This is a genomic window from Intrasporangium sp. (assembly GCF_039812505.1).
Lineage (GTDB): Bacteria > Actinomycetota > Actinomycetes > Actinomycetales > Dermatophilaceae > Intrasporangium_A.
In genome coordinates this window covers 1-14,040 of sequence record NZ_JBDIAQ010000093.1, presented here as the reverse complement: position 1 = coordinate 14,040, position 14,040 = coordinate 1, and the positions used below count along the sequence as shown (strand labels likewise).

General features: G+C 73.1%; 11 protein-coding genes. 3 read left to right on the top strand and 8 right to left on the bottom strand.

Features of this window, described 5'->3' with window-relative positions; all coding sequences use genetic code 11:
* Window positions 1–8: 8 nt before the first annotated feature.
* A complete protein-coding gene (locus tag WMI84_RS12290; RefSeq protein WP_347353549.1) occupies window positions 9–1,568 on the bottom strand; it encodes a long-chain fatty acid--CoA ligase in 1,560 nt (519 codons plus the stop codon).
* Between the two features lie 132 nt (window positions 1,569–1,700).
* Here WMI84_RS12290 and WMI84_RS12285 point away from each other — a divergent pair, with 132 nt between their 5' ends.
* Together WMI84_RS12285 and WMI84_RS12280 are read left to right on the top strand one after the other, a co-directional pair.
* A complete protein-coding gene (locus tag WMI84_RS12285) occupies window positions 1,701–2,570 on the top strand; it encodes a TIGR03084 family metal-binding protein (protein WP_347353547.1) in 870 nt (289 codons plus the stop codon).
* On the top strand, window positions 2,567–3,736 hold the full coding sequence (locus WMI84_RS12280; RefSeq protein ID WP_347353545.1) for an acyl-CoA dehydrogenase family protein: 1,170 nt from the start codon (window positions 2,567–2,569) through the stop codon (window positions 3,734–3,736). Before WMI84_RS12285 ends, WMI84_RS12280 begins: the two co-directional genes overlap by 4 nt.
* Here WMI84_RS12280 and WMI84_RS12275 read toward each other — a convergent pair.
* From WMI84_RS12275 to WMI84_RS12245, 7 genes are all read right to left on the bottom strand, one after another.
* Entirely contained in the window at window positions 3,697–4,758 is a 1,062-nt protein-coding gene (locus WMI84_RS12275; RefSeq protein WP_347353543.1) for a DMT family transporter, read from the bottom strand. The two genes, WMI84_RS12280 and WMI84_RS12275, sit on opposite strands and share 40 nt — an antisense overlap.
* Window positions 4,759–4,779: 21 nt before the next feature.
* Window positions 4,780–5,979, bottom strand: a complete 1,200-nt coding sequence (locus WMI84_RS12270; protein ID WP_347353541.1) for a Glu/Leu/Phe/Val dehydrogenase dimerization domain-containing protein — start codon at window positions 5,977–5,979, stop codon at window positions 4,780–4,782.
* Entirely contained in the window at window positions 5,976–7,691 is a 1,716-nt protein-coding gene (locus WMI84_RS12265) for a 5-guanidino-2-oxopentanoate decarboxylase (RefSeq protein WP_347353539.1), read from the bottom strand. The genes WMI84_RS12270 and WMI84_RS12265 overlap by 4 nt, the downstream gene beginning before the upstream one ends.
* On the bottom strand, window positions 7,688–8,503 hold the full coding sequence (locus WMI84_RS12260; protein WP_347353537.1) for an SDR family oxidoreductase: 816 nt from the start codon (window positions 8,501–8,503) through the stop codon (window positions 7,688–7,690). The genes WMI84_RS12265 and WMI84_RS12260 overlap by 4 nt, the downstream gene beginning before the upstream one ends.
* On the bottom strand, window positions 8,500–10,608 hold the full coding sequence (locus tag WMI84_RS12255) for an acetate--CoA ligase family protein (RefSeq protein WP_347353535.1): 2,109 nt from the start codon (window positions 10,606–10,608) through the stop codon (window positions 8,500–8,502). The genes WMI84_RS12260 and WMI84_RS12255 overlap by 4 nt, the downstream gene beginning before the upstream one ends.
* Window positions 10,605–11,783, bottom strand: a complete 1,179-nt coding sequence (locus WMI84_RS12250; RefSeq protein WP_347353533.1) for an acyl-CoA dehydrogenase family protein — start codon at window positions 11,781–11,783, stop codon at window positions 10,605–10,607. Before WMI84_RS12250 ends, WMI84_RS12255 begins: the two co-directional genes overlap by 4 nt.
* A gap of 215 nt (window positions 11,784–11,998) precedes the next feature.
* Window positions 11,999–12,613 carry a TetR/AcrR family transcriptional regulator gene (locus tag WMI84_RS12245; RefSeq protein ID WP_347353531.1) on the bottom strand — a complete coding sequence of 205 codons (615 nt, stop codon included), beginning with the start codon at window positions 12,611–12,613 and terminating at the stop codon, window positions 11,999–12,001.
* Window positions 12,614–12,824: 211 nt separating this feature from the next.
* On the opposite strand from WMI84_RS12245, the gene WMI84_RS12240 reads away from it, so the two are divergent.
* Complete coding sequence (locus tag WMI84_RS12240; protein ID WP_347353529.1) at window positions 12,825–13,775, top strand: alpha/beta hydrolase; 951 nt, start codon at window positions 12,825–12,827, stop codon at window positions 13,773–13,775.
* The last annotated feature ends 265 nt before the right edge of the window (window positions 13,776–14,040 follow it).

Genomic DNA, 14,040 nt, shown 5'->3' with positions numbered 1-14,040 from the left:
CAGGCCCTTCAGCGCACCACCTGGCTGGACGTGCCCGCCCACTGCTCGCGCAGCCGGCGCTTGAGGATCTTGCCCGTGGCGTTGCGCGGCAGCTCGTCGATGAAGTGGATCTCGCGCGGCGCCTTGAACCCGGCGATCCGCTCGCGGGTCCACGCCTGAAGCTGCTCGATGGTCAGCGCAGAGCCGGCCCGGAGGACCACCACCGCCGTGACGTGTTCTCCCCACTGCTCGTCCGGGACGCCGATCACGGCCACCTCGGTGACGTCGGGGTGCTCGTAGATGACCTGCTCCACCTCGATCGGGTAGACGTTCTCGCCCCCGGTGATGACCATGTCCTTCTTGCGGTCGACGAGCGTGTAGTAGCCCTCCTCGTCGACGCGGGCCATGTCGCCGGTGTGGAACCACCCGCCGCGCATCGCCTGCGCGGTCTCGGCCGGGCGGTCCCAGTAGCCGACGAACACGTTCTCGCCCTGGATGCACAGCTCGCCGACCGCGCCGACCGGCACGTCGCGGTCCTCTTCGTCGAGGATCCGGAACTCGTTGTGGTTGACCGGGCGACCGATCGAGCCGGCGTGCTCGAGCACGTCCTCGGGGGCCAGGCAGGCCGCGATCGGGGAGGTCTCGGTCAGGCCGAAGCCCTCGGTGAAGGCCATCCCCTGGCCCTGCAACGCCCGGATGACCGGGATGGGGCAGGGCGCCCCACCGGCCACGGCGAAGGTGAGCGAGGACAGGTCGCGCCCGCTGCCGGGCAACGCCTGGGCGATGGCCGCCCACATGGCCGGCACGTTGAAGGCCTTGGTGATCCGGTACCTCTCGGCCGCCTCGAGCCAGCCCCCCGGGGTGAACGCCTCGGTGATCACCGTGCATGCGCCGATGTAGAGGAACGGGAGGGTGTGCACGCCGAGCGCACCGATGTGGAACAGCGGGGCGGCCGACACCGTGACGTCGTCGCGTCCCAGCCCGGAGCCGAAGCCGAAGCCGTTGATCGCGTTGTAGAAGAAGTTGCGGTGGGTCAGCATCGCGCCCTTGGGCAGGCCGGTCGTGCCCGAGGTGTACATGATCACGCAGACGTCCGTCTCGGCGACGTCACGCACCACACGCTCCGAGGAGCCGGCGGCAACGAGTGCCTCGTACTCACCACCGTCCCCGGCGGCCCGCTCGGCCGCCGTGGGGATGGTGACGTGGTGGCGGACCGAGGGACTGTCCGAGAGCGCGGCATCGGCCGTTGCGGCGAGGTTCGTCGACGAGAAGAGGACGATGGCGCCGGAGTCGTCGAGCACGTAGGCGACCTCGCGTGGCGAGAGCCGGAAGTTCACCGGCACCCCGATCGCACCGAGCTTGGCCGTCGCGAGGTAGACCTCCATCATCTGCGGGCTGTTCAGGGTCAGCATCGCGACCCGGTCCCCACGGCGGACTCCCTTGTGGCTCAAGGCGTCCGCGAGCCGGTTGGTGCGGGCTTCGAGGTCGCGGTAGGTCGTCACCGCCCCGCTCGTCGCGTCCACCAGCGCAGCCCGCGTCCCGTTGCGGACGGACTGGACGGTCACCCAGTTGCCGATCCCGTGGTCCATGTCGTCTCCCGATGGTCGGTGGCCACGTGAAGTCCCCTGGAAGGACGGTAGCCCCTCGTCCGGGCCGCCGTCGTCGCCGACAGAAACAAGCACGGTTGCTTGTTTTGTGGACGTGTGCCACGCTGCCATGTCATGAGCGATGTGGTGGCGGCGACCGTGCAGTCCTTCCTCGACGAGTGCGCGGACCTGGACCGGCTCGTCGCCGGGCTCCCGGCCGACGGATGGCGCCGGGACACGCCGGCCGCGGGATGGACCGTCGCCCATCAGGTCGCCCACCTGGCGTGGGCCGACGAGGTGGCGCTGCTGGCCGTCGCCGACACCGGGGCGTTCCGGACGGAAGTGGCGGCAGCCTCGGCCGACCCGGTCGGCCACGTCGACCGGATGGCGGCGGTGGGCGCCGTTCCCCCGTATGCCGCTCTGCTGGCTCGGTGGCGCACCGGACGTGAGGCGCTCGCCGCCGCGCTCCGGACCGCCGACCCGGGCACGGCCGTGCCGTGGTTCGGCCCGCCGATGAGCCCGCGCTCGATGGCGACGGCGCGGCTGATGGAGACCTGGGCACACGGGCAGGACGTCGCGGACGCCCTCGGCGCGCAGCGGCCCCCGACCGACCGGATGCGCGACATCTGCCACCTCGGCGTGCGGACCCGCGACTTCGCCTACCGGATCAACGGCCTCGAGCCGCCGGCCGGGCAGTTCCGGGTCGAGCTGACCGGGCCGGGCGGCGACGTGTGGACCTGGGGGCCGCAGGACGCCCCGGATCGGGTGCGCGGCACCGCCGAGGAGTTCTGCCTCGTCGTCGCGCAGCGCCGCGAGCTGCACGACACCGGTCTGGTCGCACAGGGCGAGACGGCGCACTGGCTCACCTTCGCGCAGGTGTTCGCCGGAGCGACCAAGGAGAAGGTCCGCGCCCGGCAGACCCCTGCGGACGCCGGCCCGGGGAAGGGCCGGGTCGGGGAACGGTCGAGATCCGCATCGGCGGGAACGGGAGGGCAGAGAGCATGAGCCGCCGGGACTGGCAGACGCCGGAGCTGCAGGCGCTGCGCGCGACCACCACCGAGTTCGTCCGGCGCGAGGTGCTCCCCCACCAGGACGACTGGGAACGCGGCGGCGAGCTGCCGCGCGACCTGTCCGGCCGGGCCGGGCGCCTCGGGCTGCTCGGCGTCGGCTTCCCCGAGCACGCCGGGGGCGGCGGCGCCGGCCTGCGCGAGGTCGTCACGGTGGTCGAGGCGTTCCACGAGGCCGGTGGCGCGGCGGGGGTGCACGCCTCGCTCTTCACGGCCGGCATCGCCTGCCCCCACATCGTCGCGGCGGGCGACCGCGCCCAGATCGACCGGTGGGTACGTCCGGCACTGGCCGGCGAGGCCGTCGGGTCGCTGGCGATCACGGAGCCGGGGGCCGGGTCCGACCTCGGCGGCCTGCGCACGACGGCCCGACGTGACGGCGGCGACTACGTGGTCAACGGGTCCAAGACGTTCATCACCTCCGGGTGCCGCGCCGACTTCGTCACGACGGCGGTGCGCACGGGCGGCCCGCAGCTGCCCCGGGCCCACGGGCTCTCCCTGGTCGTCCTCGAGCGGGGGATGCCCGGCTTCGAGGTCACGCGCCGGCTCGACAAGATGGGGTGGCGCTCGTCCGACACGGCCGAGCTGTCCTTCACCGACGTGCGGGTGCCGGCGAGCCACCTCGTCGGTGCCGAGAACTCCGGCTTCGCCCTGATCGGCACGGCGTTCCTGTCCGAGCGGATCAGCCTGGCGGCCCAGGCCTACTCGCAGGCCCAGCGCTGCCTCGACCTGGCCGCCGACTGGTGCCGGCGGCGGGAGACCTTCGGCGCACCGCTGATCGCCCGGCAGAGCGTGCAGGGCACGCTGGCCCGCATGGCCGGACGGGTCGACGTCGCCCGGACCTACACGCGGGCGGTCGTCGACCGGTTCGAGGAGGGTGAACGGGTCGGCGACCTGGTCCCGCAGGTGTGCTTCGCCAAGAACACCGCGGCCGAGGCCGGGGAGTGGGTGGTCCACCAGGCGGTGCAGCTCTTCGGCGGCATGGGGTACATGGCCGGCACCGAGGTGGAGCGCCAGTACCGCGACGTGCGCATCATCGGCATCGGCGGCGGCAGCGTCGAGATCCTCTACGAGCTCGCCGGCCGTCGGCTGGGGCTCACCCCCTGATCGGGCGGGCTCACCCCACCCGGGTCGGCCCCTTCCCCGGTCGCGGCCCTCCCGGGTCGCGCGCCTTCCGGTCGCGCGCCTTCCGGTCGCACGCCCGGCGACCGCGCGCCCGGCGACCGCACGCCCGCCGGCCGCGGGCCCGCCGGCCCCGTGCGGTCCCCGCGACGGTGCCGGGTCGTGATGATGACCAGCCCGGACAGGACGAGGGCCGCCCCGAGCAGGACCCTCGGGGCGAGCTGCTCGCCCCAGAAGGTCACGCCGAAGAAGGCCGCCCAGACCGGCTCGAGGACCATGAGCACGGCCACCTGGGCCGCGCCGATGTGCGCCTGCGCCCAGGTCTGCACGAGCATCGTCAGGCCCCCGACGACGGTCGCGAGGTACAGGAACGCGACCCAGTCGCCCCCCACCGGGAGGGTGATGCCGTCACGCGCCGAGACGGCGAGGAAGCACACCCCCATGGTCAGCAGCTGCACGACGGTCAGCGGGTACGCCGACCGCACACTGGTCCACCCGCCGAGCACGACGATGTGGGCGGCGTACAGCAGGGCGGCAACCAGCGTCAACAGCTCACCCCAGCCGATCGCGAGTCCCTGCAGCGACAGCGCCGCGACCCCGCTGATGGCCAGCAGGCTCGCGACGACGGTCCGGGCGCGTGGCCACGTGCGTGACACCAGGGCCACCAGCAACGGGGTGAAGACGACATACATCGACACGATGAAGGCCGACACGGTCGCGGCGGTGTACTGCAGCCCGACGAACTGGAGCAGCTGGCCGACGAAGTAGAGACCCCCGAGGGCGACGCCGTGCAGCAGGACGCCCCGGTCCGCCCGCAGCACGAGGCGCGGGCGGACCATCCCGACGACCAGTGCCGCGAGCAGGAAGCGCAGCGCGAGGTAGTCGGTGACCGGCAGCCGGGTCAGCAGGTCCTTCGTGATGGCGAAGCTGGACCCCCAGACCGCCGTGATCGCGACCAGGGCGGCGACGGCCAGCGCGGCGGTGGGACGCGAGGCCCGGTCACGCATCGCGGACCACCACCGGGCTTCTCACGCCGTGATGCCGACCCGCTCGGCCAGGGCCTTGGAGTTGCGGTCCACGAGGTGCAGGGCCGCCTCGCGCAGGGTGCAGCCGGACTCGGCGGCGTCGGCCGTGACGGTCTCGACGAGCCGGTGCATGACCCCCCGGATCTTGGCGAAGGAGGCCTCGGCGTTCGGCTCGATGTCCTGGAAGACGATCCACCACCACCAGGCGTTGGTCATGACGTTGGCCAGGAAGTCCGGCACGACCGGGATCCCGCGCTTGGCGAGCGCGGCCTCGGCCGCGGGCAGGGTCGGCATGTTGGCGCCCTCGACGACGGCACCGGCGTCGATCCTCGGGACGTCGTCCTCGTCGATGACGTAGGACATCGCGGCCGGCACGAGCAGGTCGCACGGCACGGCGAGCCAGTCGTCGCGGTCACCGACCGTGTCGGTGTCGCGCAGGGCGGCCCGGTCGATCACGCCGAGACCGTCCCGGGCGGCCAGCAGCGCCTCGATGTCGAGCCCGGCGTCGTTGCGGATCAGGCCCTCCCGGTCTGCCACGGCCACCACACGCACGCCGGCCTCGGCCAGGTAGCGCGCGGCCGCGCCGCCGATGGACCCGAACCCCTGGACCACCGCGGTGGTCTCCTCGGGCGCCTTGCCCAGCCGTGCGGCTGCGGCCAGGCCGGCCTGGGCGACGCCGTAGCCGCCGACCAGGTCGCCGAGGCTGATCCCCCCGACCATCGTGCCGAAGGCCTGCGCGAGCGCCGCCCGGGACGCCGCGGCGTCCGGGATCGTCGCGAAGGCCGCCTCGACGGTGGAGGGCATCCCGAGCTCGGCGGCGACCTGCTCGATCGTCTCCTGGCGCAGCCCGAAGTCCTCGCCGGTGTTCCACTGCGCCCGGACCACGGGCAGCACCGCGGCCAGGAACCTGCGCAGCACGTTGGTCGCCTCCGGGTCGGCCGGGTCCACGTCGATGCCGCCCTTGCCGCCCCCGAGCGGGACGTACTTGTCGGCCGGGTCGTAGACGAGGGCCTCCTTGCGGGTCATCCCGCGGGCGAGCCCACGCACCTCGTCGAGGGTGCAGCCCTCGCGCAGCCGCAGGCCGCCGCTGGCCAGGCCACGTACCAGGGTGTCGATCACGACGTACCCCTTGCGGCCGGTGACCGGGTCGGTCCAGGTGATCTCGAGCAGGGCGGGGGTGTCGGGCAGGGCGGGTGCGCTCATCGGCGGGCTCCTTCGGCAATGGTTGAGGCGGGGTCGTCGTGGACGACGTGGATCACGGTCGCGGTGTCGACGGTCAGGGCCGCGCGGACCGCGTCGGTGAGATCCGTGGGAGAGGTGACGGTCACGCCCCGGCAGCCGAGGGCGCGGCCCAGCGCGGCGAAGTCGGGCGCCGCGAAGGTGACCGCCCGCACGGGGTCGTCGCGGTCGATCATCTCGTTGCGGATCTCGCCGTAGCCCGAGTTGTCGACGATGACGACGGGCAGCGGCTGCCGGAGGGCGGCCGCGGTGGCCAGCTCGGCGACGGTGAACATGACGCCACCGTCGCCCAGCAGTGCCACGACCGGTCGGTCGGGGTGGGCCACCTTGGCGCCGATCGCGGCGGGCAGCCCGTAGCCGAGCGTGCCGAACCCGACCGGGTAGAGGAACGAGGACGGCTGGTACGCGGGCAGGTTCGAGATCGCCCCGTAGTAGCAGACCATGGCGCTGTCGCCGGCCAGGACGGCGTCGCGGGGCAGGGCCTCCGCGAGGGCGCCGACGATCTCGAGCCACTCGGCGCCCTCGGCTGCGGCGTCGTCGGCCTTGCGCGAGCGCCACTGCGCCGCAGTCTCGGCCGCGGCACTGCTCACCCCGCCCGGCTGCTGGGAGGCGTCGCCGGGGACCGAGCTGGGCGGCATACCGTCCGGGTCGAGCGTGGCGAGCAGGTCATCGAGGGTGCGTGCGGCGTCGCCGACGAGCGCGACGTCGGGGACGACGTTGGTCACGACACCGACCGGGTCGACGTCCACCCGCACCACCGGGCAGGTGATCGGCAGCGGCCCGTTCCACATGTCGGACGGCGCCAGCTCGGCACCGATGACGCCCACGACGTCGGCCTGGGCGACCAGGTCGGCGACGGCGGCCAGGTGGATGCCGGCGCCGAGCGCCAGCGGGTGGTCGTCGGGCAGGACGCCCTTGCCGTTGGTCGTCGTGACGACCGGCGCGCCGAGCCGCTCGGCGAGGGCGCGCACCTGCGATGCGGCCCACCGTGCGCCGCCACCGACGAGCAGGACCGGACGAGCCGCTGCGCCGAGGAGCCGGGCCGCGGCGGCGACCGCCTCGGCGGGGGCGCCGGCCGGTGCCGTCGGGGTGCCGGTCACGATCGTGACCTCGGCCTGCTCGGCCAGGACGTCGAGCGGGATCTCGAGGTGGACCGGGCGGGGCCGGCCCGAGCGCAAGATCGCGAACGCCTGGGCCACGGCGACGGGGATCTCGGCCACCGACGTGGGGCGGATGCTCGCGGCGGCGACGGCGGCCACCGCGGCACCCTGGTCCTTCGTCTCGTGCAGGATGCCGTTGCCCAGCGCCGGGTGGCGCACCGGCAGCCCCGGGGAGACGACGAGGATCGGGATCGAGTCGGAGTAGGCCTGTCCCATGGCGGCCGCCGCGTTGAGCACCGCCGGGCCGCTCGTGACGAGGGCGACGCCGGGGCGGCCGGAGCTGCGGGCGTAGCCGTCGGCGGCATAGCCCGCGCCCTGCTCGTGCCTCGGGCTGACGTGGCGGATGCCGTGGTCGCCGAGGTAGCGGTAGAGCTCGAGGTTGTGCGTACCGGGGATGCCGAAGGCCACCTGCACCCCGTTCGCCGCCAGGGCCGCGACGAGCGCCTGCCCACCCGTCATCCGGACGGGCCCCGCTGCCGGGGCGGTCTGCGACGTGTCGACCATCGACCCGGTCACTTCCGCTCACCTGCCGCGCTGTCCGAGTAGACGGCCTTGCCGAGCCACTGCCCGCCGTCCACCGACAGGACGTCGCCGGTGATGTATGCCGCCCGGCGCGGGTCCAGCAGGAACACCGCGGACTCCGCGACCTCCTCGGGGGTGGTGAAGCGCGCGGCCGGGACGCTCGCGAGCACCCGGGCGCGGTCCTCGTCGGTCGGCCAGAGCGCCGCACCGGCGCCCTCGGTCTCGGTCGGGCCGGGCGAGACGCAGTTGACCCGGACGCCGCGCGAGCCCCACTCGGCCGCGAGGGTGCGGGTCATCGCGAGCACGCCGCCCTTGGCGGCTGCGCTGTGCACCGTGCCGGGGTGGCCGGTCCACGCATAGCTGGCGATGACGCTGAGGATCGCCCCGCGGCCGGCGGCGAGCATGTGCCGCCCGGCGGCGCGGGTGCCGTAGAACGTGCCGTTCAGGACGATGTCGACCACGGCCTTCCAGCCGTTGGGCGACAGGTCCTCGGCGGCGCAGATGAAGTTGCCGGCGGCGTTGTTGACCAGCGCGTCGATGGCGCCGAACTTCGCGACCACCCCGTCGACGGCCGCCGTCACGGCGGCGGCGTCGCGCACGTCGCACGTGACGACGTCGGTCCGGACCCCCAGCTCCTGAGCGAGCCGGGCGGTCTCCTGCAGCGGCTCGATCCGGCGCCCGAGGACGACGACGTTGCCGCCGCCGGCGGCGTACCGGACGGCGATGGCCCGGCCGATGCCGGACCCGCCTCCGGTGACCAGCGCGGTCTGCCCCGCGAACTCCTGCAGCGGTGACTTCTCGATCATCGTGTCTCTTCCTTGACTCGGTCCAGCTCGGTATCGGTCGGTTCGGCCGGCGGCCGGGGGGCGGCCACCAGGAGGGCGTCCACCGCAACGGCACCGGTGGGGCCGACGCGCAGCGGGTTGATCTCGCACTCGGCGACGTCCGGCTGCTCGGCGATCAGCCGCGACACGGCCGCAACCACCGAGGCCGCCGACTCGATGTCGACCACCGGCCGCCCCCGGAAGCCCTGGAGGAGGGGGAGCGCGCGCAGCGAGGTGATCATCCGCAGGGCAGCCTCGGCGCTGACCGGAGCGAGCGCGAGCGCCACGTCGCGGTAGAGCTCGGCATGGATGCCACCGAGCCCGACGACGACGACGGGCCCGAACGAGCTGTCCCGTCGCGAGCCGACGATCAGCTCGACGGTGCCCTCGCGGGTGTCCATCTCCTCGAGGACGTACTCCCCGGCGCCGAGTCGCTCGGACATCTCGACGTAGGCGTCCCGGGCCTGCTCGGGGGTCGGGATCCCGATCCTGACGCCGTCGACCTCGGTCTTGTGCTCGAGGTGTCCGGCCTTGAGCACCAAGGGGGTCCGCAGCTCGCGGGCGACTTCGAGGGCCTGCTCGGGTGAGGTCGCCTCACGGGCCTGCGGGTAGCTGACGCCGTATGCCGTGAGCCTGGCTCGGGCGTCGAGGTAGCCCGCCGTCTCACCCGCCCGGGCGCCACCGGGGGCGACGACGCCCGCCTGCCGGCCGTCGCGGGCGGCGAGCGTCGCCGCGAGCGCGATCGACCGGGACGCCGCGTCGATGGTGTGCAGGGTCGGGACGGCCCGGGCGCGCATGTGCCGGACCGCGTCCGAGTCGTGGCTCATGCTGTGCACCACGACCGGGCGGCCGTGGGCCTGAACGGAGTCCGCCAGGTTCGTGATGACCGAGAGCTCCCGGTCGAGCAGGGAGGGCGTGTCCGCCCCGTAGCAGCCGAAGTAGCCCGACAGCACGACCGTGTCGGCCTCGCCGCTGCCCAGGATCGTGTCGACGACCCGTGCGTAGGTGGTCAGGTCCTGCTCGCCGGCACCGGCCAGGTCGACCGGGTTGCCGACGCCGGCGCCCGCCGGCAGCAGCTCGGCCAGACGGCCGGCGGTGCCCGACGTGAACTGCGGGACCAGCAGCCCGTCCCGGGCCATGGTGTCCGCCGCCAGGGCGCCCTGCCCGCCGCTGTCGCTGACGATGGCCACCCGGCGGCCCTGCGGCAGTGGGCTGCCCAGCAGCAGGTGGGCCAGGTCGACGGCCTGGACGGGCGTCTGGACGAGCACGGCCCCGGCTGCGGCGCAGGCCGCCGCCACGACGTCGGTCGACGCGGTCATCGCCCCTGTGTGGGACTTGGCCGCAGAGCGGCTGGCGTCGCTCGCGCCGACCGTCAGGACGATGACCGGCTTGCCCGCCTCGCGCAGCCGCGCGAGGACCGACACGAGCTCGCGTCCCTCGGCGAAGCTCTCGAGATACAGGACCACGACCCGGGTCGACTCGTGGTGGGTGAGGTCCTCGAGCAGGTCGCGCGCCGTGACGTCGACCTGGTTGCCGATGGACACGAACCGCGAGATGCCCAGGCCGGCGTGTGCGGCCAGACCGGACAGCTCGAGGCCGAGCTGCCCCGACTGGGAGACGATGGCGACCTCCCCGGGGGTGAAGCTGCCCCAGACTAGGTCCAGCTCGGCCGCGGCGTCGTAGATGCCGAGGCAGTTCGGGCCGACGATCCGAGCTCCGGCCGCGCGGATCCTGGCCGCGAGCTCCTGCTCGAGGCCCGGCTGCCCGTTGGCCGCGTCGATGTGGGCGGTGATGCCGAGGAAGCCCTTCGCCCCCATGGCCAGTGCCTCGTCGACGACCGCGGGAACGGTGTGGGCGGGCGCGCAGAGGACCACGAGCTCGGGAGCCGTGTCGAGGTCGCCCAGGCTGCGCACCGACGGCGTTCCCTCGATCACCGCCCCCTTGGCGTTGACGAGATGGACCTGTCGCCGGTGGGCGCCGCGCAGCGCCCCGCGGGCGATCCAGTAGCCCCACTTGGCGGTGTCGGCGGAGGCGCCTACGACGGCGACGGACCTGGGGTCGGAGAAGACGCGCAGGTCGGCGCTCATCGACCCACCGTCGGCTTGCTGACGGCCCGGGAGATGATCAGGCGCTGGATGTCGGACGTGCCCTCCTCGATCTCCTCGAGCTTGGCGTCGCGCAGCCACTTCTCGGGGAAGTACTCGCGGGAGTAGCCCCACCCGCCGTGGGTCATCAGGGCCGCGTCGCAGACCCAGGTGGTGTTCTCCGAGGCGGTCAGCTTGGCGATGGCCGAGATGTCCGGGGTGCTCTTGCCGGCGTCGAAGAGCCGGGCCGCCCGCATCGTCACGAGGTGCGCCACGTCGGTGCGGGCCGCCATGTCGGCGATCCGGAAGGCGACGGCCTGGTGCTCGATGATCGGCTTGCCGAACTGGGTGCGCTCGTGCGCGTACGCGATGGTCGCGTCGAGGGCGGCCCGGGCCAGGCCGGTGGCACCGGCCCCGATGAGGATCCGGGAGGCGTCGAAGGTGCCCATCAGCCCGTAGAAGGCCTGCCCCTCGGCGCCGAGGCGGTTCTCGACGGGGACCCGGACGTTCTCGAGGAAGACCTCGGCGTTGAGCGTGCCGCGCTGCCCGTACTTCTTCATCGGGGCCCCGACGGCCAGGCCCTCACGGTCGCGCTCGACCAGGAAGGCCGTGACACCGCGCGAGCGCAGCGTCGGGTCGATGGTCGCGAAGACGACGAAGTACCGCGACAGGGGGGCGTTGGAGATCCAGGTCTTCTGCCCGTTGAGCACGTAGTGGTCGCCGTCGCGGACCGCCCGGGTCTGCAGGCTGGCGGAGTCGGAGCCGACCCCGGGCTCGGTCACCGCGACGCTGGTCACGGGCGGCACGCCGTCGGTGAGCATGGAGATGTACCGCTGCTTCTGCTCCTCGTTGCCGAGGTGCAGGATCGGCTCGGAGAAGAAGGCGCTCGAGGTGAGGAAGTTGGCGATGCTGATGTCGCCGTAGCACAGCTCCTGCTGCACGAGGCACTGGGTCACGAGGTCGGTGATCCCGCCGCCGCCGTACTCGGTGGGCAGCATGTAGGAGGTGAGACCGACCTCGGCCGCCTTCTCCCAGAGGTCCATGGGGGCCACCGTGTCCGCCTCGTCGATCTCGCGGGATCGAGGCCGGATCTCCTTGGCGGCGAACTCCCTTGCCAGTGCGACGAACTCCTGCTGCACGTCGGTCAGGTCGATGCCATCGGTGACGGGTCGGGACATACGGGGCTCCTTGCCAGGGGTGATGGGCAGTGGTTGATGGACGGTGTCTGACGTTCGGTCTCTGACGTACAGCGTGTCTGACGTACAGTCAATTCTGACGTACAGTCAATGTTGATTGACGAGTCAGTTATCCTCTGTCCAAGGATGAGGCAGCGCGGTGCCGCGTGTCAAGCCTCGGCGTTCCCCGCCCATCCGACCGCGACCGGCGCGCGGGGTCAAGAGCTGACCCGCCGCGGGGAGGAGGTCGAGATCGAGTCGATCAGGTGCTCGCACACGGCGTGCATCCGGGCCCACGTCATGTGCCGGGTGCCGACGAGCGCCTGCATCGAGAGCCCGTCGACCAGGCCGACGACCAGGTTGGCCAGCAGCACCGGGTCCTGCTCGACGATGCTGCCCTCGGCCTGGCCGTCGCGGATGATCCCGGTGATCATCGAGCGCCACTGGCCGTACACCCGCTCGTTGAGGGCACGCAGGTCGGGGTCGTGCAGCGCCTCGACCCAGGTCTCGGCCCACACCTGCCAGGCCGCGGTGGTCTCCTCGTCCCGGGGCAGGTAGGAGTCGACGAAGGCCCGCAGCCGTTCGCGCGGGCTCGCCCGGCGGGTCAGGATCCGCTGCCGGCGAGCGAGCGACCTGTCGAAGTTCCACTCGAAGGCCGCGTGCGTCAGGGCGCGCTTGGTCTCGAAGTAGTAGTGCACCGAGCCCGTGCTGATCCCCGCCCGCTCGGCGACGTCGGTGACACGCAAGGCGTTGATCCCCTTGTCCCGGATCACCTCGCAGGCGGCGCGCAGGATCTGTTCGCGGCGCTCCACCTCGACGCTTGGTCGTGCCATGTCCCTTCACCTGACCGCCACCCGCCCGCGACAGCCAGTCTCCTCTCGGCGCTGAGCATCTGTTCCATGGTTGACGCATCCGTCAGTTCTCGGATGGACCTCATCGTCGGGCCCGTCGCCCGGCCTGTCAAGGCCGGTCGGGTGCCGGCCCGGTGGGTTCGCTTGGGGCCCATCTTGATCCACCCGCGGTGCGGCGAGCCAGAATGAGGAGGTGAGCGAGCCCCCGCTGCAGCAGTCCGGATCCATGCGGCCCCCCTTCGAGAGGGTGTGGGTCGACCTCGACGGGCCGGTGCACTACGTCGACTACGGCGGGCCCGGGGACGCCCCGACCCTGCTGCTCGTGCACGGCCTGGGCGGGTCGGTGCTCAACTGGGCCGCGGTCGGCCCGGCCCTGGCGCAGTCCTGCCGGGTCCTCGCGGTCGACCTGGTCGGGTTCGGCCGGACCCGGGCCGTGGGCACCTCGCCGACGATCGAGGGGAACCGGCGGCTGCTCGAGCGGTTCGTCGACACGGTCGTGGGCCACCCGGTCGTGCTGGTGGGCAACTCCATGGGCGGGCTGCTCTCGCTGCTCGTGGCCGAGGCCCGGCCCGACCTGGTCGCCGGGCTGGTCCTGGTCGACCCGGCGCTCCCCTTCGGGATCGCCTCTCCCCCGGACCCGCTGGTCGCGCTGATCTTCACCGGCTACGCGATACCCGCCTTCGGCAACGTCGTGATGGCCCGGCGGCGCTCCTTCATGTCGGCCGAGGAGCAGGCCAAGGCGATCCTGCGTCTCAGCTGCGTCGACTCCCACCGGATCCCGGCCGAGCTCTGGCAGGAGCACCTCGCGCTGGCCCGGGAGCGCGACGAGGACTGTCCCGACGGTGACGCCGAGCTGGTCGTGGCGACGCGGTCGCTGCTGTTCGTGCTGGCGCACGGGCGCCGAATCCGTGACCTCACCCAGCGGATGGTGGTGCCGGTGCTGCTGCTGCACGGCGCGCAGGACCGGCTCGTGCCGCTCGCCGCAGCGCGCCGCATCGCCGCGCTCAACCCGCTCTGGCGCTTCGAGGTCGCCGAGGACGTCGGGCACATGCCCCAGCTCGAGGCGCCGGACTGGACCGTCGGACACATCTTCGACTGGCTCGCCAAGGAGGGCGACGTCGCCGCCCGGACGGCCCGCCCCTGAGGGGGGTATGCCGCTCAGCCGGCTTCCGCTACCCCGGTCCCCGCTCGCCGCGGGGCGACGGCACCGAACCGGCTGAGCGGCATCCTCCTTCGGCGCGGCGGGTGACCGCCCGCCCGGGCGTCCCACCACCCACAATCCGACCACGGCCGGAAAGCTGGGGCCCACCCGAGCACCCCACCACCCACAATCCGACCACGGCCGGAAAGTTGGCGCCCACCCGGGCACCCCACCACCCACAACCCGACCACGGCCGGAAAGTTGGCGC